Annotated in this window: 23 protein-coding genes and 1 pseudogene; 11 read left to right on the forward strand and 13 right to left on the reverse strand. The window is 37.7% G+C overall.

What is annotated here, in order from left to right; all coding sequences use genetic code 11:
* Position 1 precedes the first annotated feature (1 nt).
* Complete coding sequence (locus ACZ8ZH_RS04950) at positions 2-1252, forward strand: NADH:flavin oxidoreductase/NADH oxidase family protein (protein ID WP_119063065.1); 1251 nt, start codon at positions 2-4, stop codon at positions 1250-1252.
* 69 nt (positions 1253-1321) lie between these two features.
* On the opposite strand, the gene ACZ8ZH_RS04955 is transcribed toward ACZ8ZH_RS04950, so the two are convergent.
* The 3 genes from ACZ8ZH_RS04955 to ACZ8ZH_RS04965 all read right to left on the reverse strand — a co-directional run bounded on the left by ACZ8ZH_RS04955 (position 1322) and on the right by ACZ8ZH_RS04965 (position 6042).
* On the reverse strand, positions 1322-1756 hold the full coding sequence (locus ACZ8ZH_RS04955; RefSeq protein WP_119063064.1) for a winged helix-turn-helix transcriptional regulator: 435 nt from the start codon (positions 1754-1756) through the stop codon (positions 1322-1324).
* Positions 1757-3129: 1373 nt separating this feature from the next.
* A complete protein-coding gene (locus ACZ8ZH_RS04960) occupies positions 3130-4704 on the reverse strand; it encodes a sensor domain-containing diguanylate cyclase (protein ID WP_119063063.1) in 1575 nt (524 codons plus the stop codon).
* 786 nt (positions 4705-5490) lie between these two features.
* A complete protein-coding gene (locus ACZ8ZH_RS04965) occupies positions 5491-6042 on the reverse strand; it encodes a serine O-acetyltransferase (protein ID WP_086207914.1) in 552 nt (183 codons plus the stop codon).
* A 510-nt stretch (positions 6043-6552) separates the two neighbouring features.
* Between ACZ8ZH_RS04965 and ACZ8ZH_RS04970 the strand changes: the two genes are divergently transcribed.
* Positions 6553-6771, forward strand: coding sequence for a hypothetical protein (locus ACZ8ZH_RS04970; RefSeq protein WP_086207913.1), 219 nt, complete (start codon positions 6553-6555; stop codon positions 6769-6771).
* Positions 6772-6864: 93 nt separating this feature from the next.
* On the opposite strand, the gene ACZ8ZH_RS04975 is transcribed toward ACZ8ZH_RS04970, so the two are convergent.
* The 3 genes from ACZ8ZH_RS04975 to ACZ8ZH_RS04985 all read right to left on the reverse strand — a co-directional run bounded on the left by ACZ8ZH_RS04975 (position 6865) and on the right by ACZ8ZH_RS04985 (position 8867).
* Positions 6865-7242 (reverse strand): hypothetical protein, encoded by a 378-nt coding sequence (locus tag ACZ8ZH_RS04975; protein WP_228199378.1) that lies wholly within the window; start codon positions 7240-7242, stop codon positions 6865-6867.
* 198 nt (positions 7243-7440) lie between these two features.
* Positions 7441-8079 carry a hypothetical protein gene (locus tag ACZ8ZH_RS04980; RefSeq protein WP_470247866.1) on the reverse strand — a complete coding sequence of 213 codons (639 nt, stop codon included), beginning with the start codon at positions 8077-8079 and terminating at the stop codon, positions 7441-7443.
* An 89-nt stretch (positions 8080-8168) separates the two neighbouring features.
* A complete protein-coding gene (locus ACZ8ZH_RS04985; protein WP_119063209.1) occupies positions 8169-8867 on the reverse strand; it encodes an exonuclease domain-containing protein in 699 nt (232 codons plus the stop codon).
* Between the two features lie 461 nt (positions 8868-9328).
* On the opposite strand from ACZ8ZH_RS04985, the gene ACZ8ZH_RS04990 reads away from it, so the two are divergent.
* The 3 genes from ACZ8ZH_RS04990 to rnk all read left to right on the forward strand — a co-directional run bounded on the left by ACZ8ZH_RS04990 (position 9329) and on the right by rnk (position 12571).
* The gene (locus tag ACZ8ZH_RS04990; protein ID WP_119063061.1) at positions 9329-10588 is read left to right on the forward strand and encodes an alpha/beta fold hydrolase; all 1260 of its coding nucleotides are present in this window, start codon (positions 9329-9331) and stop codon (positions 10586-10588) included.
* 155 nt (positions 10589-10743) lie between these two features.
* Positions 10744-11997, forward strand: a complete 1254-nt coding sequence (gene glyA, locus ACZ8ZH_RS04995; RefSeq protein ID WP_086207910.1) for a serine hydroxymethyltransferase — start codon at positions 10744-10746, stop codon at positions 11995-11997.
* Between the two features lie 169 nt (positions 11998-12166).
* Positions 12167-12571 carry a nucleoside diphosphate kinase regulator gene (gene rnk / locus ACZ8ZH_RS05000; protein WP_087526224.1) on the forward strand — a complete coding sequence of 135 codons (405 nt, stop codon included), beginning with the start codon at positions 12167-12169 and terminating at the stop codon, positions 12569-12571.
* Between the two features lie 7 nt (positions 12572-12578).
* Here the strand turns inward: rnk and ACZ8ZH_RS05005 are convergent, their stop codons facing one another.
* Positions 12579-13268, reverse strand: a complete 690-nt coding sequence (locus tag ACZ8ZH_RS05005) for a hypothetical protein (protein ID WP_119063060.1) — start codon at positions 13266-13268, stop codon at positions 12579-12581.
* Positions 13269-13429: 161 nt separating this feature from the next.
* Here ACZ8ZH_RS05005 and ACZ8ZH_RS05010 point away from each other — a divergent pair, with 161 nt between their 5' ends.
* The 4 genes and pseudogenes from ACZ8ZH_RS05010 (at position 13430) to ahpF (ending at position 18067) form a co-directional block, all read left to right on the forward strand.
* Positions 13430-14218 carry a tellurium resistance protein gene (locus tag ACZ8ZH_RS05010; protein ID WP_119063059.1) on the forward strand — a complete coding sequence of 263 codons (789 nt, stop codon included), beginning with the start codon at positions 13430-13432 and terminating at the stop codon, positions 14216-14218.
* 19 nt (positions 14219-14237) lie between these two features.
* A pseudogene (locus ACZ8ZH_RS05015) lies at positions 14238-15372 on the forward strand (toxic anion resistance protein).
* A gap of 33 nt (positions 15373-15405) precedes the next feature.
* Positions 15406-16332 (forward strand): hypothetical protein, encoded by a 927-nt coding sequence (locus tag ACZ8ZH_RS05020; protein ID WP_119063057.1) that lies wholly within the window; start codon positions 15406-15408, stop codon positions 16330-16332.
* A 169-nt stretch (positions 16333-16501) separates the two neighbouring features.
* Positions 16502-18067, forward strand: coding sequence for an alkyl hydroperoxide reductase subunit F (gene ahpF / locus ACZ8ZH_RS05025; protein WP_119063056.1), 1566 nt, complete (start codon positions 16502-16504; stop codon positions 18065-18067).
* A 284-nt stretch (positions 18068-18351) separates the two neighbouring features.
* Here the strand turns inward: ahpF and ACZ8ZH_RS05030 are convergent, their stop codons facing one another.
* The 3 genes from ACZ8ZH_RS05030 to ACZ8ZH_RS05040 form a co-directional block, all read right to left on the reverse strand.
* Positions 18352-18606: a YfhL family 4Fe-4S dicluster ferredoxin gene (locus tag ACZ8ZH_RS05030; RefSeq protein ID WP_119063055.1), complete on the reverse strand. Its 255-nt coding sequence runs from the start codon at positions 18604-18606 to the stop codon at positions 18352-18354.
* A gap of 15 nt (positions 18607-18621) precedes the next feature.
* On the reverse strand, positions 18622-20022 hold the full coding sequence (trhP, locus tag ACZ8ZH_RS05035) for a prephenate-dependent tRNA uridine(34) hydroxylase TrhP (RefSeq protein WP_470247867.1): 1401 nt from the start codon (positions 20020-20022) through the stop codon (positions 18622-18624).
* Between the two features lie 332 nt (positions 20023-20354).
* The gene (locus tag ACZ8ZH_RS05040) at positions 20355-20786 is read right to left on the reverse strand and encodes a Cd(II)/Pb(II)-responsive transcriptional regulator (protein WP_110975968.1); all 432 of its coding nucleotides are present in this window, start codon (positions 20784-20786) and stop codon (positions 20355-20357) included.
* A 76-nt stretch (positions 20787-20862) separates the two neighbouring features.
* Here ACZ8ZH_RS05040 and ACZ8ZH_RS05045 point away from each other — a divergent pair, with 76 nt between their 5' ends.
* Positions 20863-21507: a cation efflux transmembrane domain-containing protein gene (locus ACZ8ZH_RS05045; protein ID WP_119063053.1), complete on the forward strand. Its 645-nt coding sequence runs from the start codon at positions 20863-20865 to the stop codon at positions 21505-21507.
* Between the two features lie 143 nt (positions 21508-21650).
* On the opposite strand, the gene ACZ8ZH_RS05050 is transcribed toward ACZ8ZH_RS05045, so the two are convergent.
* Positions 21651-22493, reverse strand: coding sequence for a hypothetical protein (locus tag ACZ8ZH_RS05050; RefSeq protein ID WP_119063052.1), 843 nt, complete (start codon positions 22491-22493; stop codon positions 21651-21653).
* A 251-nt stretch (positions 22494-22744) separates the two neighbouring features.
* On the opposite strand from ACZ8ZH_RS05050, the gene ACZ8ZH_RS05055 reads away from it, so the two are divergent.
* On the forward strand, positions 22745-23311 hold the full coding sequence (locus ACZ8ZH_RS05055) for a TetR/AcrR family transcriptional regulator (protein WP_110975398.1): 567 nt from the start codon (positions 22745-22747) through the stop codon (positions 23309-23311).
* 392 nt (positions 23312-23703) lie between these two features.
* Here the strand turns inward: ACZ8ZH_RS05055 and ACZ8ZH_RS05060 are convergent, their stop codons facing one another.
* Both ACZ8ZH_RS05060 and ACZ8ZH_RS05065 read right to left on the reverse strand, forming a co-directional pair.
* On the reverse strand, positions 23704-24090 hold the full coding sequence (locus ACZ8ZH_RS05060; RefSeq protein WP_470247868.1) for a hypothetical protein: 387 nt from the start codon (positions 24088-24090) through the stop codon (positions 23704-23706).
* Positions 24087-25177 (reverse strand): IS4 family transposase gene (locus tag ACZ8ZH_RS05065; RefSeq protein ID WP_470247926.1). Its coding sequence is split into 2 segments (ribosomal slippage): positions 24087-24637 and positions 24637-25177, totalling 1092 coding nucleotides; the frame shifts between segments, so codons are not numbered across the junction. Before ACZ8ZH_RS05065 ends, ACZ8ZH_RS05060 begins: the two co-directional genes overlap by 4 nt.
* Positions 25178-25189 lie beyond the last annotated feature (12 nt).

Genomic DNA, 25189 nt, shown 5'->3' on the forward strand with positions numbered 1-25189 from the left:
CATGAGTGATTTGCAATTTAAAATAAATCTTTTGAATCAGCCTTTAACGTTGCCAAATGGAATCACTGTTTCAAACCGTTTAGCGAAAGCGGCAACCAGTGAAACCTTAGCCAGCTATTCAAATAATCCAAATGAAAAACATGTTCGGCTATATCAGCGTTGGGCTGCATCAGGGGTTGGGATGATTATAACTGGCAATATTATGATTGACCGAAGTGCCTTAGGCGAGGCTGGTAATGTTGTGATTGAGGATGAGCGGGATTTTGCGATTTTGCAAAAATGGGCAAAATCAGTTGCTGAGCAAGGTTCTCAATTGTGGGCACAGTTAAACCATCCGGGGAAACAATCACCAAAGGGATTAAATATACGTAACATTTCAGCATCGGCTGTACCATTTGGACCAGAAATGCAGTCTTTATTTGCAACACCTGATGAAGCCACACAAGCAGAGATTTTAGAAATTATTCAGCGTTTTGGGCGTAGTGCTGCGATATGTAAAAAGGCTGGATTTAGTGGCGTTGAGATTCATGCTGCACATGGTTATCTCATAAATCAGTTTTTGTCACCTTTGCACAATTTAAGAAATGACGAGTGGGGTGGTACACCAGAAAAACGTCGTCGTTTTTTAATGGAAGTTTATGCAGAGATCCGAAAACAAGTCGGTAAAGCGTTTCCTATCGCGATTAAGCTTAACTCGACAGACTTTCAAAAAGGTGGGTTTACCGAGCAAGATTCTTTAGAAACAATTCAGGCATTAGCGAATGCAGGCATTGACCTGATTGAAATATCGGGCGGTACCTACGAATCTGGTGTAGCCAAAGCTCCACAAAAAGCATCGACAATCTCACGCGAAGCTTTCTTTATTGATTTCGCAGAAAAAGTGAGAACACTGGTAAAAACGCCGTTGATGGTAACGGGTGGATTCCGAACTGTAGAAGGTATGGATCAAGCTTTGCAGTCACATGCATGTGATGTCATTGGAATTGCAAGACTTATGGCAATTGAACCTGATGTACCCAAATCTTTACTGTCAGGAGAAAATGGTCTTCAGTCGGTGCAACCCATCAAAACAGGCATCAAAAAAATTGATAGTCTGGGGATTATGGAAGTACTTTGGTATACCCAACAACTCAAACGGATTGGTAAAGGTAAAGAGCCGAAACCTAAGGAAAGTGGGTTATGGGCATTTATTAAATCAGTTTTACTCAGTGGTTGGGGAACTTATGCAACCCAACGTAGCCGAGCAAAATAACCAATTTATTTTAAATAGAACCCATAAAAAGCACTCAAATAGAGTGCTTTTTTAAATTTAAATTATTCGCTATTTTTGACTAATCGGACGGGTACCAATTTCAGCTCCCGTCACTTGATCAATCACGATAGGTTTAATTTCAGTCCCTTGTACAGCATCTAGGAATATAGGCATTTTTTCGGGTTGTTCAAAGGGTTTATGTTTACGTCCCCAAGCTCCAATCACAAACAGAACTGGTAGGAAATCTTGACCAGCTTGAGTGAGTACATATTCTTCACGTGGCGGATGTTCTGAATATTGTCGTTTTTCAAGTAATCCTTCATCGACTAAAACAGACAAACGTTTAGTTAGCATTGTGGGAGCAATACCTAAACTTTTACGGAACTGATCAAATCGAGTAAAACCCGAATGTGCATCACGTAAAATTAACATACTCCAAGCATCGCCAAGAACCGAAAGACTTCTTGCGATTGGACAGACTTCAAGACTGGAATTTTTGCTCATAATAGATCGATAAATTTGAATGTAACTACTAAATAGATAGTAACATATTTTGCTATTTTAAACTATGTTTAGAAATTAATAAGGTTATTTGTCAATTCTAGTGACGTAAAAAGTGATACCTTATTCAGCGTATATGTATGGTTTGTAATAACACTTTAATGATTGGTCTAAAAGATAAGAATATCTGTTTATTAAAAATACAAAGAGCTAAAGGTAAGCTTAGTACATGTAGCATTTTCAAAATATAATTTAGAATCACTCAGATTCATGATCCAAGTACGGAAAGTTTGTTGCGGTAACTATTACGGTAATTTTATTTGATTAATTAAGCTTATTATTATTAATCAATATCTTATGTTATATTTCTTGTGCTCGCTGAGCGCACCAATTTATTGTTATTTATCAATAGTTTGCATTTTTTCACACGTGTATTTAAATGGGTTTTCGAGGGTAATCATTCCCTTAAAAATTAAAAAAAGAATGAAAAATACACAAAAGTCTAAATTTGAAAATATCAGTGACTAACTTTTGCGCTTTCTAAAAGCATAAAACACATTTTTAATAGATTCTATCTTAGAGTCATGTTTTAAAGACAATAGTCTATTTTTAAAACCATTCTCAATATCTGGCTAATTCAGCTTAACGAATACTTTGGTTTAGCATCTCATTATATAAATGAACCCTTGATACGACTAAAACTGGAACATGAATAGATATTTACCATGCTCCTGAGCAGTTGGATATGGAATTTTCTTGCAAGCATCCATATACATCATAAAAATGATTTCAATACCTACTAAGGCTTCAGCTAATGCTTTATCCAAAAAATACCTACGCTATTTAATTTTGCCAGATCACGAGCACTTGCAATAAATGCATCACTTTCTTGCATAATTTTCACTGAATATTTCATAGTTATATACATGAGACTAATATGACGAGTTCACTAAGCTGCTAAAAAGGTTAGGGCTATAGCTTCAGATTCTTTTGTCTGCAATTTTTTGGCTATTTCGTTTTTGGATAGTTTGGTAAAACAATTTGTACTGATTAACTCAATAATCATGTATGAATCCTTTCCTTAAGCAACAGAACAACCCTTTATGCTAGACGTGTCATTTTATGTTGTTGTAATTTATAGCGGTTCTTTGTAAAACGATAACTGATAATAAGATATTCCTTCTTGGAGCTCGGCTCTCAAGTCTTCTAAAAGAGCTACGAGAATGTTTGCTCTAAATTTGTCTGTCTGTGTTAATCATTACTTCAGTTTGCTTGTATGCTAAACAATTTGTACTGTTGACGGGATTGAGAACCGCTTCAAATGTCTAATCATGATATTTAATAGACGTAGAAGAATGTATTTATTCAATGGCGCTTTAAATACAGGAGATACGAGTACAATTACGTCCATCATTTTTTGCTTCATATAGTTTTTGGTCTGCAAGCTTAATCACGTCATTGACACTTTCTGCATCTCGTGGCCAAGATGCAATGCCAATTGAAACGGTAATATGTCCCACTGGATCAAGATAGCTTTGTGCAACAGCCTCTCGAAGTCGTTCAGCTGCTGTATATGCAACTTTGGGATCTTCATGCACGACAAATACAGTAAACTCTTCTCCGCCAACACGACAGCAAATATCATGCTTACGGAAATTGTTCATCATGTGAGATGCTAGTTTCTTTAATACATGATCTCCTTGATCATGGCCATAGTTATCATTAATTGCTTTGAAGTGATCAATATCTATGTTGAGTACTGAAAAAGGAGTGTTTGTGGCTTTTAATTCATTTAAAAATAATTTCATGCCTCGGCGGTTATATAGTTCTGTAAGCGGGTCTGTATTTACGTGCTGTTTAAGTTCTGCAATTTCATCTTTAAAGTGTTTAGAGCTCAAAAGCAATGAAGTGCGAAAACGCAATGCTTCAAAATACCAAGGATCTATTTTCTTGATATCTTGATCAATATTGGGGCGTGTGAGCATGCTTGCCATTTGAGCAAGTTTATTGAGCGGAGAAGAGATTAAGTAGGATAGTTTCCAAACAAAAATAAAGAGTACAAGATAAAAAATCAGCATACCCAAGGTCACTTTTACAATAATAGCGTTCGCTTGGCTGAGCAATTCTAATGTGGGCTGCTGCGACACAATAATCCAATTCACGCTTGGTATCGCTGCAAAACCAGCTAAGTTCTCGATTCCTTTACTATTGACTAAAGCAATGTTGCCTGAGGAGCGAGAAGTAATATATTTCAACCCCGTATTATTTTTTAATGAATCTCCAATCCGGCTTTGATCAGGGTGGAAAATAATCTTATTTTTATTATCAATAACATAGGTGTAGCTTTTCTTGTGAGAATACGATGTGGCAAGGAGTTCACTCACCAAGTTCTCTTGATTTAAATAAATTGAACCCGTCACAATACCTAAAAATTCATTTTTATGATTAAAAATAGGTTGAGCAATGAGAACAATAAGGTTATTAGAAAGTCCTTTGTAGGGAGAAGATATATAAGTTTGTTTTAGTTTTAAGGCTTCAATGATTCCAGCAGTTTTATATTGTTTTTTGTGGTCTATACGAAAGTTATGTGGTGCATATTCCCGAATGTATGCATTTTTATCGACAATGGTGATCGAGTTAAATTTGTGGGATTGATTCTTGAGCCTTGAAACTTCTGCTTTTAAAACATCTTGATTGGAAAAGTTTTGACCTAAGATGTGAGCGCTAAATTTGAGTTCACTTAACATGCTTTCAAAATATTTATCTGTGCTAAATGCAATTTTGGCAGCATAGCGTTGATTTGCAGCTAAAGAATTCTCTGTGAGTTGCTCTTTGATGACATAATTCAGCACAAAAATTGAAATTAAAAACAAGCTTGATACGCTGCTAATAATTAAGATCAAAATAAGTTTTTGTAAATCTAAACTATGAAAGACAGACTTTTTGATCACTCATTACCTCGAAATAAACAGCGATGTTGTACATTTGCTTGTAGCGCGTAGGCATCCAATTTTAAACAGATTTATGAGAAAAATCTTTAAAAAAAGTATTTGATTGTTTTTGTGTTCATTTTTGAGATATAGATCAATTTACTGATAATATATATGTAATAGTTCTAGTAAATTTACACAAATTACTATTATGATCATACTGATTGAACATAATGGAGCAAAACTAATCACAAATTATAATAAAATTTAATGTAAATAACATTAAATTGACATGCTGAAAACGTAATAATCGAAGTCCATAATATTTTACCTTTGGAGAACATATATGTATGTCATCGGGATCGCATTCATCATTTTACTGTTGCTGATAGGGATAGGTGCAGTGATTACAGGCTTTGCTATGGGGGAGATGTTTTTCATTGTAATCGGAATTTTGTTATTTATTATGGCATTTTTAATTTGGTTAAGTTTTAAAGATAAAGTTTCAAACCCTTTTAAAGATTGATAGTTATAAATTTAATAATATATTTTTTTGATTAATATTTGTCATTTTTCTTGATTGTTTTGTGATTGAATAATTATAAGATTGAAATATGAACTTATTTGTGTGCTAACTGATTTTTACGTCATAACTTTAGAACTTTTAATGTTTTTCATTTAGCTAAGTAGGCTTTTCATAATGATATCGCTCTTGTCCTGACTTTGAATAAGCTCAGTTTTATTGCACATGAAGTGTTTGAAATATGATTGATTGAGCAAGAATGCACTTAAAAATATGTTGAAGAATTAGTCGCTTTTATTGATTTTTGGCCAGCGTCTATTCACTGACTGGCCTGGATGGTTATAGTTTATTACTTTTGCATAATTCCCTACGGCTGTTGCATTTTCCGGGATATCTTTTGTGACTACGCTCCCCGCACCAATGGTTGCATTATGACCAATTTTAACTGCATCAATGATACAGACATTTGGACCAATATAAACATTGTCACCAATGATTGCTGCTTGGCGACCACCATTAGCACCAATTGTTGTAAATTGCGATAAGTTGACATTATTTCCAATCACTGTAGTTGGATTGACAACCAAAGGCCCACCATGCCCAATATATAAGCCATAACCAATTTGTGTAGTACAGTGAATGTCTATACCATATTTCTTTTTCTTATAATAAAACACAGGATAGGCCAGTTTAGCGACCCAAGATTTTGAGCTTGCAAGACGCAACCAAAAACTAAAGTTAAAGCCCCGATTGAACAAATAATTTTTAACAAATGAGCTCATTTTAGTATTGCCACAATAGCGATATAAGTCACTTAAAATTAATTGAACTAACATGGAGATACACTCTTCGGTCGAGTTCGGGAGTTTACTTTATTTGCGGATGAGTTGTTATCTCTATTTTGCCATGAACATGATCGCTCATTTTAATAAAATATCAATTGGATTTTATTTGTACAGTTGTTTAGAAATGTCATACGTACTTGTCGAAGTGCAGAATTACTTTTATATTGTACCTACAGTAGGTCGATAACTAAGACGCTACGATGTAGTTGGACGGATCAATGACAGCTCGTTGAGTTTGAAACGAAATGTTCAAACAATAAATCAGCACTAGCCTTCCAACATAGAAAAGCTCGCAGAAATGCGAGCTTTTTTTATGTGAGTAATTATGACGATGTATCTCGGATGTTACCTTGATTCAGTTTAAGTTTTTGATTTATGGTTATGATTTTTAAAATATTCATATAAATTAACATTGCGATAAATTCTAACATCTCCAAATCGGGACAATTAAAAATCTTATGTTATAAAAGTAAGCAGAGCAAAAAAGAAAAGGAAAGAAAAATGACTCAACTTGTAGATGTGAAGGTTAAGGATCAATACAGTCAAACCTATGAGGTAAAAGCACGACTTAGGCAAGCTCCTGAAGAATCTGAGGCTGCAAATTTAGATTTGTTTCAGCGTATTGAACATATTGTGGTTGAGGGTGAGGTGATTCTTCCGAGTATTGAACTGCTGTTTGAAAGTCAACAGACTGAGAATATATATCGTGTTATTGATTGATTTTATCTTAAACAAAGAGCTCATGTTTACATGGGCTTTTTTGCTTGATCACCAAGCTTAAATAAAAAACAACGCTTTGGTTCTACTGAATAATCAGATGCTTTTCTCGTTAGTTAGGTCAGTACATAATTGCACATCCACATCATACTTATTCAGTTCTTGGATCAAAGTATTCAGTATACATTGTGCTTCTGCGGCATGAGGTGCAAATGAAAGCGTACTTTGCTGCTGACTGTCATAGCATTCGACATAGTCAATTGCCCAAAGATGTGCATTTGCAGTGCGGTGTATAATAATGCGCTGTGGTTGTAGTCGTGGGCTGAGTTGGCGTGGAAGAATATAAGTCAAAGCCAAACAACTATCGTTTAGATCTTCTGGGGGAGATAAAAAAGTAATCAACCAATTTCCGACTTTACTGAATTGCATCGGGTTATCTACAGGATCAAACAGTAGATGATTTAACATTGCCATAGCATGGTTCCTATTTCATATTAGAATTTATGCCTTGAGCGCTTGACTGAGCCAATTGTGCCAAAGTTTAAAGAAATTCGGATGACCTCTAAATTTTAGTTTAGATTCTAAAATAAATTTATAAAAACAATAGCTTGATATTTTTTCTTAGAGCTTACTCCTTTTGAACCATACAAAAAAAGACTGAATATGCATGCCTCAAGCGGCTTGTAAACGTAAAAGTGAATGATTAATTTGCTGTAGATATTGGTTGAGCATGATGGGTTCTATTCGACTTTCTTGTAGGGCGGTAATCCATTGCATTTGGCAACGTTTCAAGCTTTGTAGGTCTGTTGCAGATTGAATTTGGAGAATGAGTTGTCTCGCCATTAATCCACAATAACGTTGTAATAAACTCATCATCAACTCACGAGTTTCTTCAAAATTGTACGCTTTGAATGCTGGTGCTGGTGCTGGTGCTGGTGCTGGTGCTGGTGCTGGTGCTGGTGCTGGTGCTGGTGCAGTAATTTCAGTGTTTAAAACTAGAGCAACGTTGCTGTCTTTCAACTCAGGCGTTACAACGGGGGAGGAACTTGGAGCTATGTTGGTTATATTTGTTTCAAATTCAACAGGAGTTGGTTTTGGAGTATGAGCTGCTTGGGTGGAATGAATCAGACCCAATTCGACGAGTTGTTCGAGTATTTCTGGTGTTGCAATACGTTGTTTAAATTGATCTGCCAGTCGGTCAAAATCTTCTGTGCCAATTAAAACCAATAATCGTCTCTGGCGTGCATTGAGTGGGATATGACGTTGTTGTAACGCATCGAGACCTAATGCTGTCTTTTGATAATGATTCATACCTTAATTTACTCCCCCGAAAAAATAAATTAAGGCTGAACATACAGTGTAAAAATTACAGTAATATTAACAATTTATGACAAATTATTTTAAAGTGTTGTAATGCTGGCATTTTCCAAAGCCTTACGTAAGTAAGGATCAAGTTCATCTTGGCGCATTAACCACTGAATATAGTCGGCAGGGAGCTCTGCAATCGCAGTTCCACGATGTTTACCAAAGTTAATGACACGAGGAATGCGGGCATCTTCAGAGGCTATAAATAACTGCTCCATACTATTTATTTTTAAGTGATGAACCACATGCATTAAAATATTGGCTGTTAAGATAATATCCATATCCGCACGGTGCGCTTTTTTAATCATCTCACGGGCTTTTTCACTACCTTTGGAGATCATATAAATGAGTGCTGAAATATTATGGGCTTCAGCATCAGGCCAAACTAAGCGCGCAAGTGCCAAAGTACAAATTGCTTTAATATTTGAAACATTTACACCACACTTTTCTATGGCACGAATATCATAGTCAATATTATGACCAATAATGTATTGGGTCTCATCTGGTAGCCTGAATGTCGTGTAGTGGGGTTGGCCCACTAAATCAGACTCTAAAATATGGTGTACAGCCATAGCAGCAAAAGAAATCGGTTCATCGACCGTATAGAGCTGATCAAAGACTTGGCTTTTATCTAGGCTTAATTTGCCATTGATGATTTCAATTGGCGCGTATGCAATCTCAATAGGTTGACCGTTGAGGGTATGAGTTTCTGTATCGAGAATGATGGCTTGCATATGCATGTCCGAAAATTGAAAACTGTATAAATTTATCATTTTCAACAGGATCAAGACAGCCTGCGATGTCGGATTTGTAGCCTGATATTATTTTTGTTGGTGAACAAGTGTATGCACTGAAGCGCAAGTTTAAATGATTGAGCCATATTCATCCGTTCAAATCGACTAGATACAATAAGCCTAGCGAGTCGTAGTTCATTATCTTGAGAAAATTAAATAGCGTTAAAAACGTATTTTTGGACAGTCTCACCTATAAGTGCAATGACTTGTTATATGGTTTTTTATTTTATAAATTACAGTGCTTTATGTTGTTTCAAGAAATAAAGATAGATTCAAAAGGGTCATTTGTTTATTTTTTGTAAGTGATCTTGCTATAGGTCATTTTGAAGCGTAAATCATTAATGTATTCAAGTGATTTGAATCGTTACAACAAGAAAAAAACTTCATTAAGGAAATTGAAGATGAAAAAAAGAATATTGGCAGTGTTGGTCAGCAGTTCTGTACTTTTATTAACAGCCTGTGGTGGTGGGGAAGGGAACACAACTTCCGTCGTTGTAAATGATGGAGTCCCGAAAAATAATATTGTAAATCCAGTGGTGAAAACTGAAGCTTATACGGATGTTAATGCTAGTGCCAATATTGTTCTGGATAGTGTGAGTGCATCTAAAACCTTGATGACATATAAAATGCGTGGTGTAAATGGGAGTGAGACTCAAGCCACCGCATTAGTATTTACACCCAAAGGAACAATGCCCACAGGTGGTTGGCCAATTGTTGCATGGGCACATGGGACAACTGGCGTTGCTGATCAGTGTGCGCCAAGCCAACAGGGCTTAGCTGGAAATGAATATTTGATAGCTAAACTTCTTGCCTCAGGTTATGCCGTGGTTGCACCAGATTATGAGGGTTTAGGTGAACCTAGTGGCCGTGAGTTGCATCCATTTTTAAATCTAAAAAGTGAAGCCTATTCGATCACCGATGCAGTTGTTGCAGCGAGTCAAAATTTTGGTAATACAACTGAAAAACGTTGGGCTGCCATCGGACATTCTCAAGGTGGACATGCAGCATTGGGTGCAGCTGAAAATGCATCACGTGCACAACTTGATTATAAAGGTACGATTGCAATTGCTCCTGCATCATTTTTAAGCTTGATTCTGATTGGCGGTGAGCAACAGGCAGCTGCTGAAACAAACTTAACAAATAAAATTAAAACACTTGCAGGATTAGACACATTTACAGCCTTAATTACAGCAGGGTTAAGAAACCCTTATCCAAATTTACACTATAGCGAAGTGTTCCAAACGCCAACTGATAATATTGCAGCAGAAGCTGAATCACTATGTTACACAGCATTAGGTAATAAGTTTGGTGGGGCGATGGGTGTTTATGCTGCAACATATGGAACCATAGATGGTTATCCACGAACTCAAACAGGATTTATGTCGAATATTCCTGAAGTAAAAGATTTTCTAGCCAATGGTTCACAACCTTTGAAGAGCAAGATTAGTACCCCAGTGATTATTTATCAAGGAACATACGATACGACAGTACCAAGAACAATAACCAATAACTTAGTGAATACAGCACCAGCAGGTACGGTGATCACGTATGTTAATGATGATCAACTCGCAGCAGTTGATAAGTGGGATCATACTACTGTTTATACTAAAAATTTGGATAACTTTGTGGCAGATGTTAAAACTCTCATGCCAATTCAATAATTTGCTTTGACCTAAAGCGCTCATGTGGTTTTACTGCATGGGCGATTTTTATTTCAAACAGAGTAAAGTTCGTTCTCGAAATTTATAAACTTCATGCTACAATACGCGCCAATCTTAGCACGGCTTAAAAGCCCTAATTTCATAGGACCTCGCTAATGTTTGCCAATATCTCAATTGCTGAATTTGATCCAGAAATCGCGCAAGCAATCACACAGGAAGATGCTCGCCAAGAAGCGCACATCGAACTGATTGCTTCTGAAAACTATTGCTCTCCAGCAGTAATGGAAGCGCAAGGTTCAAAACTTACAAACAAATATGCTGAAGGCTACCCAGGCAAACGCTACTATGGCGGTTGTGAATATGTAGACGTGATTGAACAATTAGCGATTGACCGTGCTAAAGAGCTTTTCGGTGCAGATTACGCAAACGTTCAACCACATGCGGGTTCACAAGCAAACTCTGCTGTTTACTTAGCCCTTCTTAACCCAGGCGACACAGTTTTGGGTATGAGCTTGGCGCATGGTGGTCACTTGACTCACGGCGCAAAAGTGAGCTTCTCTGGCAAAACATATAACGCAATTCAGTACGGTTTAAACCCAGAAACTGGCGAGATCGACTACGAAGAAGTTGAACGTTTAGCAATTGAGCATAAGCCACGTATGATCGTTGCTGGCTTCTCTGCATATAGCCAAATTGTTGACTGGCAACGTTTCCGTGACATCGCGGACAAAGTTGGTGCTTACCTATTTGTAGATATGGCTCACGTTGCTGGTCTAGTTGCTGCTGGGGTTTACCCAAGCCCAGTTCAGATTGCTGACGTAACAACAACGACTACTCACAAAACACTTCGTGGCCCACGTTCAGGTTTAATCCTTGCGAAAGCAAACGAAGAAATCGAGAAAAAATTACAATCTGCTGTATTCCCTGGTAACCAAGGTGGTCCTTTGGTTCATGCTGTAGCGGCTAAAGCAATTTGCTTTAAAGAAGCAATGGCTCCTGAATATAAAGTTTACCAACAACAAGTGGTGAAGAACGCTCAAGCTATGGCTGAAGTTCTCATTGCTCGTGGTTATGACATCGTTTCTGGCGGTACAGAAAACCATTTGTTCTTGTTATCTCTTATTAAGCAAGATGTAACAGGTAAAGAAGCAGATGCATGGTTAGGTGCAGCTCACATTACTGTGAACAAAAACTCTGTACCAAATGACCCACGTTCACCATTTGTGACTTCAGGTATCCGTATCGGTACACCTGCTGTGACGACTCGTGGTTTTGGTGAAGCTGAAGTACGTGAACTTGCTGGTTGGATCGCAGACATCCTAGACAGCAAAGGTGACGAAGCTGTGATTAATGCTGTTAAAGCGAAAGTTGAAACCGTTTGCGCGAAATTCCCAGTTTACGCGAACTAAGTTTGACTTGAGAAAGCCCCCTCAAGGGGGCTTTTTTTATGGCATTAAAAAATCAAAATCAGTTGAAATGTAATTTAGACTGCATTTCTGATATAACAGAAGTTATAGGCTAATAAATTATTTTTAATAAGAATTTTATTCATATCGTATTCAAATAGGGATGCAGCACATGGCAAATCCAGCAATTATTATTTCTGAGCAGGATCTTCATCGTTTAGAAACGATGCTAGAGCATCAGCCTAAACTTACACCGACTATGCAGTTGCTTGAAGAAGAATTGGCCCGTGCCGATGTTGTTGCGCCACAAGATATGCCTGCCAATGTGGTAACGATGAACGCAAAAGTTTTACTGACCATTGCACCATCTACAGAAGCATCTGAAATTACCTTGGTTTATCCGCATGATTTTAAAGGGGAGAAAGGGCAGGTCAATGTGGTTGCTCCAATTGGCGCAGCAATTCTGGGCTTAGCTGAAGGTCAGGAAATTGAATGGCCACAACCAGACGGTCAAATGATGAAAGTCAAAATTGAAAAAGTGCTTTATCAACCTGAGCGTGAAGGTGATTATTTATAATATCGAATCACTTAATTTTAAGGCCATGTTGCTCATGGCTTTTTATGACATTGAATATGTGCTTTCTATAATGAAAGACAGTAATGCAAAAGAAAACAAAAAAGTAGAGTGCTGATTGATTTCGATTTTTTATTTCATCTAGATAGAGTTGGTTATATTGTTGATAGGCTTGTTCATAGCCGAAAATCATTTTTCCATTCACATGTAGTGCATACAAAATATCATGAGGGCTCTTTAGATAAGTGATGGATTGACCTCTCCAAGCAGGAATATCTAAAGTTAACCGCATTGCATCGAATAGCCATTGGCAAGTATGAAAATAGCGAATAGGCAAATTCATTTGTTTTATTGGATTTTTCGGGCCAGTGTAGGAGGCGGTCTTAAAAGGTGAGTCTAGCCAACGATCACACCAAACCGTTTGAATTCGGCCCTGATTCTGGCTAAAGAAACCGACCAAAAATTGCGTTTTACCCAAGCTGTTTAAATTATAGGGTGCTAGATTTTTTTGATAAAGTTGAATAGCTGTTTCATTGCCTAGCAGTGTGCCACTCACTTGTTGCAATTGGCTCGGATCATGCTCTAAAAATGTTTCGTGGATGTGTTTTGCTTTATAGTGCGCACCAATACTGATAAATAAGGTTAATACAATGCAGAAGCCTAAACTATAACGAATGACGTGCTGAAGACGAATGATCATAATTTTAAATAGATATCATTTTATTGGAAGCAGAAGTAATGATTAGCCAGATCAAGATAAAAGGTTTTCACAGCGTTTTTGCAAAAATCTACATGTTATTTAATATAAAAGCTGTACTATAAAAATGATTTTATTCAATTTCTTTATTGGGTTAAAGCACTATGGCACAAATTGACGTTCTTGTTCCATTAAGGGATATACCAGTCAATTCAGATGAACTTTTAAGTATCCAACGTAATGATTTGGTTCCGTTGCTGAACGACCAATATCGTCTCAATCATTATGCAGATAGTGTCATTCAGGCCCAGTCTGTGCTACTTAACGGGATAGACCCGCAGCTGACCTTGCAGCTGAGTCAAACTATTGAGCAACTGATTCAGTCACTGGCTGACTCAAAAAAATATCTGAAGAAGCGCAAATTTAATGGGCTGCAAAAGTGGCTCGGGATTGATGTTGAATATGGTTCGACCCAAGTTGAATACTATAAAAAACTGGATCAGCTGCTGGATCGAGCCAATCATCTCAGCCAAAAATTGCAAATCGAAATTCAAAAGTCACAGGCACGCTATCAGCAGTTAACAGGCTTACGTGAGCAAATGGCCAAATATGTATCTGCGGCTGAAGCATTTTTAATGGAATATCCTAAATTTGTGAAGAATGCACATCCTTTAGATAATTTTGCAGAACGTTTGTCGAAGAAAATAAACAGTTTACAAACTTTGCAAAGCAGTAATGATATTGCGATCACTCAAATGCAACTGTCTCAGCAGCTTTCATTGAGTTTGTTAGACCGATATAAAGAGGCACAACAGGTCTTGATCCCAGCATGGCAATATCATGTCAAACAATCGCAGCAATCAAGCTCGACAATTGAACTGGAAAAGCTCGATAATAGCCGTGAAAAATTGATTCATACCTTAAAAAAATCACTACAGAAACCAACACTTTAAGAAATAGATTAGGTGAATTATGACCAACTCAGAACAAAACAGTCTTGTGGTAGAGCCAACCACTGGAAGTGATTGAACACAAGTTTCAACAGTTAAATTTGCAAGAAATTGGCTTGCAACAAGATGACTTCAATGCAGTCTTGGCAGCGCGGAAAGAGTTGGCAGAAATCAACCATAACGCCGTGGCAGAGTATGGTAAAAATATTGCGACACAAACCTCTGGATATACTGATGAGTTGTTAAATTTGGTTCAAAATAAAGACTTGGATGAAACTGGGCAAAAGCTGAATCAGGTAGTACAAGTTGCACAACAGCTCAATACCTCAAGTATTTTAAATAAAAAGAAAAATTCAGGTTTCTTCGGTGGCTTGATGAGCAAAATTAAAGGCGCAAAGAATAATATTGATATGCACTTTAATACCACCAAAGAACAGATTGATACTTTGGTGAAAGAAATTGAAAAATCGCAGTCTGGTTTAAAAGCACGTGTTGATACATTAGATCGGATGTTTCATGGTGTACAAAGTGAATATAAACAGCTCGGTGTGTATATCGCGGCGGGTAAGTTGAAACAGGATGAAATTCAGCAGGAAATCTCAATACTGACTGCACAGGCGCAAGACCAAACCACGACGCAGAGAGTTTACGACCTCAATCATTTAGCCAATAATTTGGAAAAGCGCGTGAGTGATTTGCAGGTTTTACAACAATCAGCCATGCAAACGCTACCGATGATTCGTATTATTCAGTCTAATAATTTGATGTTGGTCGATAAGTTTTATGCGATTAAAAATATCACATTGCCTGCATGGAAAAATCAAATTAGTTTGGCGATTTCTTTAAATGAGCAGAAGAACAGTGTGCAGTTGGCCAATACCATTGACGATGCGACCAATGATTTATTGAAGCGTAACGCTGATTTGTTACATCAAAACTCAGTAGATACAGCAAAAGCCAATCAACGTTCGGTGATTGATATTGAGACGCTTGAACATGTACAAAATACCCTCATTAAAACAGTAAATGATGTGATTCAAATACAAAAAGAAGGGATGCAGAAACGTGCTGAAGCAACCACACGTTTGCGTAGTTTGCAGGACAATTTGAATCAATTGGTTTTAGACTCGAGTTCTAATCGTACGACACCATCTTAATGCTAAGTTGGGTGGTCGATAGAGGAGAAATGTTTGCCTTCTTTAGATGAGTATGTTGTTCAGCCTCAGCACCTTGAACAAGGTGTAGCTACACTCAAACAGCGTCAGCGTAAACTGAGCTTATGGTGTATGGTGAGTGTAATTCTACTGATCGTCTCTGGTGTGAGTTATTTCCTACAGCAGGATTTTGTCTATAGCTTTTTTGGGCTCACGACTGAAATACAGCAGCTACATATGCCCATGAGTGTCGATGAAAATCTAGCATCACTTGGACAACAGCCAGATTATTTTCTGAATTTGTTGTCATGGTTTGGTTGGCTTGTGCTCAAGATTATGGTGTCTTTTGTTGGGGCATTTGTATTGGTGCACTATGCACGGAAAATTCACTTTTTCTATGTGCGTTTTCAGTCTTTTATACTGAAGTTTGTGGCTTGGCTGATAGCATTTATTTTACTGTGGTCTGGGCTGACCTATGTGCAATATGATTTAAAAGATGATGAGCATGAGGCTTTTCAGAAAATTGTATATTACGATAAAAATATTCAACAAAGTGAACTCGCGCATTATTTGCAAGAGTCAGACATTCAGCTTCCCGTAAAACATTATTTGCTTGCACAGACAGCATTGTTACACCAACCTGTCGATAAAAATGCAGCCATTCCGCATGTGCTTGCTCTTGTGCAAGCAGAAAAAAACGATTCACATTTTATTGAATATGGGTTTAAGCCTGAACAGCTATGGACGATGCAGCACCAACTCTATGGAAAAACACTTACGCCGATGGCTGAAAGTGTAGAAAAACAGGCTCAGCAAGCTGCGCAGTTCACTACGGTCATGCAATTCTTCTCGCTTATCTTGATGCTAATCATGGCGCTGTTGAGTCTTGTATTGTTTGGTTTGACATGTCAGTTAAAGGCCAGAACGCTAAGAATTGAACAGCGGATGCAGAATAAATCCTAAGCTTTGACTTCATTTAAAGTCCTGCGTTTAGTGGGACTATTTATGAAGAATATCTTAAAATCTATAAAACCGATTATTAAAATAAAAACAAACTGTTTTATCTATTTTTAGATTTACTCTATGATTCTTTTATCAAATAATTTTACAGACTGCTTTGGAGAGCTTAACCATGTTAGATCAAAATACTTCAGCTCAATTAAAAACGCTTCTTGAACGTCTTGAAGGTCCGATTGAATTGGTTGTAACTTTGAACGGTTCTGAGAAATCAGACAAAATCAAAGAATTGGTTGAAGAAATTGCAGCACTGTCTCCACTGGTGACTGCACGTTTTGATGGTCAAAACTCGCGTGCACCGAGCTTTGGTGTAGCAAAAGCGGGCGAACAACCACGTGTCTTCTTTGCAGGTCTACCAATGGGACATGAGTTTACCTCTTTGATCTTGGCATTGTTACAAACCTCAGGTTACGCACCCAAAGTATCGGATGAAGTTTTGGCTTCAATCAAAGGTTTAGGTATCCAGTCTGACTTTGACGTATTTGTCTCTTTAAGTTGTCATAACTGTCCAGACGTGGTGCAAGCGTTGAACCTGATTGCCATTTACAATCCAGGTACGACAGCCACCATGATTGATGGTGCATTCTTCCAAGACGAAGTTGAAGAACGCAAAATCATGGCTGTACCAATGGTGTTCCAAGACAACAACCATATCGGTCAAGGCCGTATGACTTTGGAAGAGATTATTGCCAAACTGGATACCAATTCAGCAGCCAAAGAAGCTGAAAAACTCAATGCCAAAGCTGCTTTTGATGTTCTCGTGATTGGCGGTGGTCCTGCAGGAAATACCTCTGCCATTTATGCAGCGCGTAAAGGCATTAAAACCGGGATCGTGGCTGAACGTATGGGTGGTCAAGTCATGGATACCATGGACATTGAAAACTATACCTCGATACAAAAGACCCAAGGGCCAAAGTTTGCTGCTGAAATGGAAGCACATGTACGTGAGTACGGTGTGGACATCATGAACTTACAACGTGTTTCTCACATCAAAGGTGCAGATGAGACCGCGAATGGTTTGGTTGAAGTCACTTTAGAAAATGGTGCGAAGCTTGAATCTAAAACAGTCATCCTTTCTACAGGCGCACGTTGGAGAGAAATGAATGTACCGGGTGAAGCAGAATACCGTACTCGTGGTGTTGCTTACTGTCCACACTGTGATGGCCCACTGTTTAAAGGCAAACGTGTTGCCGTAATTGGCGGGGGGAACTCAGGTGTCGAAGCTGCGATTGATCTTGCTGGGATTGTAGAACATGTAACTTTGGTTGAGTTTGATACCAAACTACGTGCTGACCAAGTGTTGCAAGACAAATTGCATAGTCTGCCTAACACCACAGTCATTCTGAATGCCTTATCAACCGAAGTTGTGGGTGATGGTTCACAAGTGACAGCATTGAAATATAAAGACCGTGCAACCGATGTAGAACATAGGGTTGAGCTTGCAGGAATCTTTGTACAAATTGGTTTATTGCCAAACACCGATTTCTTAAAAGAAACAGCGGTTGAGCTTTCAAATCGTAATGAAATTGTGATTAACGATCGCAATGAAACCAATGTCAAAGGTGTATTTGCCGCAGGTGACTGTACGACTGTGCCTTACAAGCAAATTATTATTGCTACAGGTGAAGGCGCGAAAGCATCTCTGTCTGCTTTTGATTATATTATTCGTTCTGGGTTGTAAGTGTGAAATGAAAAAGCCAACGCTCTCCCAAAATCTACGTTGGCTTTTTCCCTTTATGTTGTATGACTAAGCTCTAGTTGTACTTTTATAGGAACTCTGGTCGCTAACAGCCTGAGTTCCTTTTTTTTTGGAATGATGATTTCGGGCAAAGAAAAAGCCAAAGTGTTCCCCAGATCACTTTGGCTTTTTCATTTAGTTGTTGTTTATTGTTATTCTTTGCCCAGTTTTTGTTTTGAAACTCTGAGTGTGGTCAGTACTCGGTTTCTTTTCTACTTTCCCCAAGGTTAGACGCTAAATAAGTTCAATCCTTTAAATTTTTCTAACAGTTGTTGATGAGTTTCCATGTGTTCTGGATGCAGCTCGATACAAGCAATTGGGCAAACATCGACGCAGGTTTGGGTGTCATAAAAACCAACACACTCTGTACAACGGCTGACGTCTATTTCATAAATCTTGTCACCTTCAAAAATAGCAGTATTGGGACATTCGGGAAGGCACATATCACAGTTAATACATGCATCTGTTATTCGTAGTGCCATGGTATTATCCCTCAGTCAGCTTGTAACATAAGCCAATGCAGGCGCTGAAATATCAGTGCTTGAATGCGGCAAGTTACGAATGAGTAGGGCATAACGCATGTCAACATCAGCAGGAACAGGTATTTCAACTACATGTCCTGAGCCTTTCGCTTCAAGTATTGGATTGCCTTTTTTATCGAGAATTTCTGTCAACTTAAAGGTGATATTGCCTGACGTGGTCATGAGTTCAAGTACATCGCCCACCACAAAACGGTTTTTGACATCGACTTTCAGATAATCGCCATTTCGCTCTAAAATTTCACCGCAGTATTGTTGATGGTCAAAACTAGATGAGCCATTTGCATAGTTTTGATATTCGCTGTGTACGTGGCGACGTAAAAAACCTTCGGTATAACCACGATTCGCCAGACCTTCGAGTTGTGTCATGAGTGAGGAATCGAAAGGCTTATTTGCGAGCGCATCATCTATGGCTTTGCGATAAATTTGCGCTGTACGCGCACAGTAAAAATAAGACTTGGTATGCCCTTCAATTTTTAAAGAATGGATGCCCATATGGGTTAAGCGCTCAACATGCTGTACCGCACGCAAGTCTTTAGAGTTCATAAAGTAAGTACCATGTTCGTCTTCTTCAGCAGCAAACATGTCTTCATCATGACGTTGTAATAATACGGGTTCATCGAACTGATGCTGTGCTTGCATATGCACTTCATCAGCATCAGAATTTGAACAGCAGTTGGAGCTTGTATTCAGATTTTGAACGGGGGTCACATCGCCATTTTCATCTTGCGTAGTCTGATGGACTTTGTATTCCCAACGGCAAGCATTGGTACATGCCCCTTGATTGGCATCACGTTTATTCATATAGCCTGAAAGCATGCAACGTCCTGAATACGCCATGCATAGCGCACCATGCACAAAAACCTCAATTTCCATGTCTGGCACTTGCTGCTTAATTTCTTCAATTTCATCAATGGATAATTCACGGGACAAAATGACACGAGTCAGTCCCATGTTTTTCCAAAATTTCACAGTAGCCCAGTTGACAGCATTGGCTTGAACAGAAAGATGCACATCCATATCTGGAAAATGCTCACGTACCATCATAATCAGGCCTGGATCTGACATGATCAGGGCATCGGGTTGCATCGCAACCACAGGTGTGAGGTCACGAATAAAGTTTTTGAGCTTTGAGTTATGGGGTTGAATGTTGACGACCACATAAAACTTTTTGCCTAAGTCATGCGCTTCTTGAATGCCGATAGCTAAATTGTCATGATCAAATTCATTATTGCGCACACGTAAACTATAACGGGGTTGTCCTGCATAGACTGCATCTGCACCATAGGCAAAGGCATAACGCATATTTTTAAGCGAACCAGCCGGTGAAAGAAGTTCAGTAACGTGGGAAATGCTCATGATCAAACTAAGGCATAAAAAAAATATGGTTTTATTGTAGTGCTTTAAAAAATAGATTCAACCTAGTAAAAAACTCGGAATTTAACTGCTAGTGAGTATCATAAATTTTTATTCAAGGATTTAATTTTAAATAATAAATAATATTTCTTTGAGTGAAGAATGATTTCTTTATAAAGATAGAAATTAAAAAAATAAAGTGCCTCATATAAAATTCATGGTGATTTGAAAAAGAAAAGTTAAAAATTTTATATGAGTCTTTGCATATTTAGATGAAAGAAAGTGAAGACTAGGCATAAAAGTGAAGTTAAGCCATCAGGCATGTCAAGGTTCTGCTATTCGTCAGAAGTTTCCGCTTCAAGTTGCCTTAAAATTTGACAATCATCAATGGTTGATAGCGTGGCACAGGATTGACGCAGTTGTTGCAACTGAATTTGGAATTTTTTTAGTTCAACTATTTTTTGCTCGACTTGTTTTAAATGCTCATCTATCAATTGATTGACCGCGCTACAGTCCTGTTGTGGGTTCTGCTCCAATTGGATGAGATATTCAATTTCTTTGAGTGAGATATCGAGCGCACGGCAACGTTTAATAAAAATGAGTCGTTTAAGCGCCTCATCTTGATAATAGCGGTAGTTATTGTCCCCGCGAAAAGAAGGTTCTAATAAATTTTTCTTTTCATAAAAACGAATGGTATCGGCACTTAAGCCAGTTTTTTGGACTAAGTCTTTTATTAAATAAACAGGAGATGAGTTTTGTTGATTCATTTTGCTTGACCTTAGAGTGACTCCATAGTTTTTAATCATAATATAAAATGATCAAGTAGTGATAGAGGTCGCTAATATGGCGTGTTCTTCATGTAGTTGTACACCCGCACCACAAAAGCCGAATAGTAAGTTTAGAACGGCATTATGGATTGCCTTATTTATTAATTTAGCTATGTTTGTGGTGGAACTCATTGGTGGGGCTTATGCGCATTCATCATCATTATGGGCTGATTCCTTAGACTTTTTTGGTGACGCGGTGAATTATGGTATTTCACTGGCAGTGCTCGGTGCGAGTTTATACTGGCGAGCGACAGTAGCCTTGCTGAAAGGTATAACCATGGCGTTGTTTGGCTTAGTTGTGATAGGCAAAGTGATTTATGCTTATGTGCTAGGGATTCCGCCTGAAGCTATGACTATGGGCGTGATTGGTGTGATAGCTTTGTTTGCGAATGTGGTTTGTGCTGTCATTTTATATGCTTACCGCGAAGGGGACTCGAATATGCAATCGGTTTGGCTTTGTAGTCGAAATGATGCGATTGGAAACGTGGCGGTTATCTTTGCAGCTATAGGTGTGTTTGGGACAGGAAGTATGTGGCCCGATATGATTGTTGCAGGTATTATGGCAACGTTAGGTTTGACAGCTGGCTATCAAGTCGTGACTAAGGCATTGGCTGAGCGGAAAAAGAGCGTTTTAGAAAATTCGACTGTAGAATATGAATAGGATGTAATTGCGAATACGTTTAGCGTTTAAGATTCGGTTTACAGCCTTACAGTAGTTTGAAGTTTAACACTCCATAGGATGGAACTTCTGCATGTTCAAGACGAATATGAGAGTGTACATGGACGTACAGCTATTAAGATGAATTAGTGAGTATGCAAATACATCTTTGTCCAAAAGTCATTCCACAGATTTAAATATTCAGCTTGAAGCTGTTTAAAATATGACTCGTCTTTTGGTTGGTAGCTTTGTGTGAATAGCAACCAAATATCGTCTTCATGATTATCATCGTTTGCAAGAGTTTGGTCACTGGCTTTAGCAATACCATGACATGCATAATAACCATTGGTAAACGAAGAATCATACACCGCGAGATTTGTTCTGAGTGCTTCACTGAACTTAATCACTTGCAGTTCAGTACAAGCCAAAATCAACAATAAGTCTGCATAAGAATGAATATGCTCTTGAATAAACTGTGTAAGAGAGAATGCTTCGGCTTGAGTTTGTTTTTGGTCAGGGACATCGAGTTTGAGTTGTTGCATCAGCTTTAAAAAATAAACCAAGTGCGATTTTGCAGGGGAGCTTTTTTCAAGTTGATGCGTGTTAAAACCCAATTCATCAAAAAGATTGAGTGAGAGTAGATAACGCGCATATATCTTTGCCGCAATACGGTCTTGTGCCTTAATATTACTGTTGTTTTCAAGTTGTAATGCTTGGTAGATCACCATGCTTAAGGCATCGGTAAAATTCTTGACAATAGCTGTAAAATAATTCAGATGAATTAATTTTAACTGCTCAAGGGTCAGTTGACATTGGTGCAACCGTGTAAGGATAGGATGCTTAAATAAGGCATGATCTCCTGTTGCCTGCTTTAGTGCATGGACCACTTGAGTATTTGATTTCCATAACTCTGGACTTAAGGAGTGCTGAATAAAGTATAAAACTTCTTCGCGGGTATGTTCAGACTGAGTAAAGGAAAGGGTGTTCATAGAGCGTTAAATTTTAATTTTCATCATTTTTTATCATAGTGAAAAAGGCTGCATTCTTCTAGTTTTTTTATTGAATTTAAATCTCTTATATTTCATGCGCTTATTTTAATGTTGGTGAGATTTTCCATAAAAAAACAGTGTTGTTTTAAATTTGATATATAATATCGTTTCGAAACGATATATTTCATATTCTTGGGTGTTCTTATGGGGCAGTGGCCTAATTTTAAAGTTTTGTGCATCAGGTAAAATAAATGTCAAAAAAAGAAGACATCATTAATACAGCGCTTAATCTCTTTAACTCACATAGCTACAATTCTATCGGTGTGGATCGAATTATTAGTGAGTCTGGCGTTGCTAAAATGACATTTTACAAATATTTCCCTTCCAAAGCTAAATTAATTGAAGAATGCTTAGTGACTAGAAACCAAAATTTGCAGCAGTCTCTCGATGCAACGATTGCTGCGTGTGACCCAAGTGATTATCTCTCACATATTCGCGCAATTTTTGAATGGTATAATACATGGTTTCATACGACAGACTTTAATGGTTGCATGTTTCAAAAAGCAGTCGAAGAAATTTCAAAAATTTATCCGTCATCGCTCCAACCTGCAATTGATTATAAAGAGTGGTTAAAAGGAAAGTTGCGCCAAGCATTGCATCATTTAGGGGTGAAGCAAGATGAACAGTTGGCTGGTTTTCTTTCTAGTATTTTGGATGGAATGACTATTCAAGCTCAAATTGACCCAAATCAAGTGCATTTGGAAGAGTATTGGAAGCGTGTAAATACATTGATTCAGATGGAATTAGTTGCGGCTTAAATTATTAAAAATAAGAATGTAGCATCTAAGAATTACATTCTTATTGATTGAAATCATGCAGACTTTTATAAAATTCAATCAAAAATAAATAAGCGCGATAACCGTTAGATTATCGCGCTTTGCTGATAATAATTTATTTTTCATATCACTCATTATTTGACACTAATGAGTGATATGAATATGAGCAACTTAAACGTGCCTTCTTATATTTTTTTGTACCCTCTGAATGTTTTCGGTCATTCAGTATTTCAGCAAAAATAGACAGACTTGTCTGTTTTGTTGAATTATAGAGAAATTGTGGAGAAAAACAACCAATATGTCTTGAGTTTGGCTGAAATTTATTCATTGCCTCTAGTATTCAATAACTTAAATAGAATTAATTTTTTTAGAATTTAATTTGCTACAGTTTCGAGTACGCTTGGGGGTAAGTAAATTGTAAATTCATTGATCGGTTCAATCAGTACACTATAAGGCTTGAGTTGATCTTCATAGGATATAAGGTTGAGCCTTGCTAACAGCTCAAAGCGTGCGTAGTGCAGTGTTGCGGGTCTAGGATTTAAGCGCTCATGCCACACACGATATGTACCGAGTTTGCCATCACGGCGATGATAAAATCCTGCCAAAGGATGTGTAATAAAGACTTGGTAACTTTCTAAATCTGGAAAGCCTTCAAAAAACCAGCGGTCATCTTGAGCCTGAATTAAATTCACTTCAGAGCTAGCCCATGCAGATTGGGTTCGCATTTTGTATTGTGTGTCTCTGTACACGACAAATTTCACAGAACCCTTATCCTATCAGGATTCTGCCTTCTTAAAATTGCCAAAATTTCCTTAAACTCTTCTTTTTTCCCAAAACCAATTAAACGCTGAATCGCCATTTGAACATAGTCTAAACCATAGCGAAATAAACTCATTGAGAGTCGTCCATGCTTCTTTATTTTTATCGCTTTTTTTTGATCATGTTGCCATTCACCTGTTAAATAGCACCAACAGAAACCGATAGCTAGCACTGCTATCAATTTCTTGACTCGTCCAGGGTCTGTTAAACGAGTATTTTCAAGATTGAATCCACGTCCTTTGAGACAACTAAATAAGGTTTCGATTTCCCAGCGTAATGCATAATCACGAATAGCAGAAGCATTAAACATAGGAGAAACAACAAGTAAAAGTTCCCCATCTTCTAATCGTAGCGCACTAATATACAGTTTCACTCGACCAACCCAAATACGTCGTTTACGACATTCAGTTTGACCAACTTGAAGATGACGAAATAAATCACTAATTTTATGATTCCTGGCTAAGTGATTGGTCACAATAAAGTTTTTTTAACACGTATACAGAAGTTGATGTCATTTTCAATTAACCATGTAAACCATTTCTCACCGATAAATTCTCTGTCTGCGAACACATTCACAATACGGTCTTTACCAAAAATAGAGATAAAGCGTTGAATCAAAGCAATACGCTCTTTTGTATCTGAATTTCCACGTTTATTGAGCAATGTCCAAACAATAGGTATCGCTATTCCACGATAGACGATGGCTAACATCAAGATATTGATATCTCGTTTTCCCCATTTCCAATTGGTTCTATCTAAAGTCAGTTGCACTTTGTCGAATGAAAACATATTGAAAATCAACTGAGAAATTTGACGATAATCAAAATACTGACCTGCAAAGAAGCGTTGTATACGTCGATAAAATGATTGTGGTAAGCACTTGATGGGTAAGGCTTTAGATGCAGAAGAAAGATTACAGGTCTGTTTTACAATTAATGCAATCATAATCAGTGTAAAACATTTTACATGTGACTTGTTCCACTTTAGATATTTGTTTAAGATGAGATGTAACTCATTGAAATGTGTCATCATATTCGTCGT

The organism is Acinetobacter sp. SW-226 (assembly GCF_055632855.1).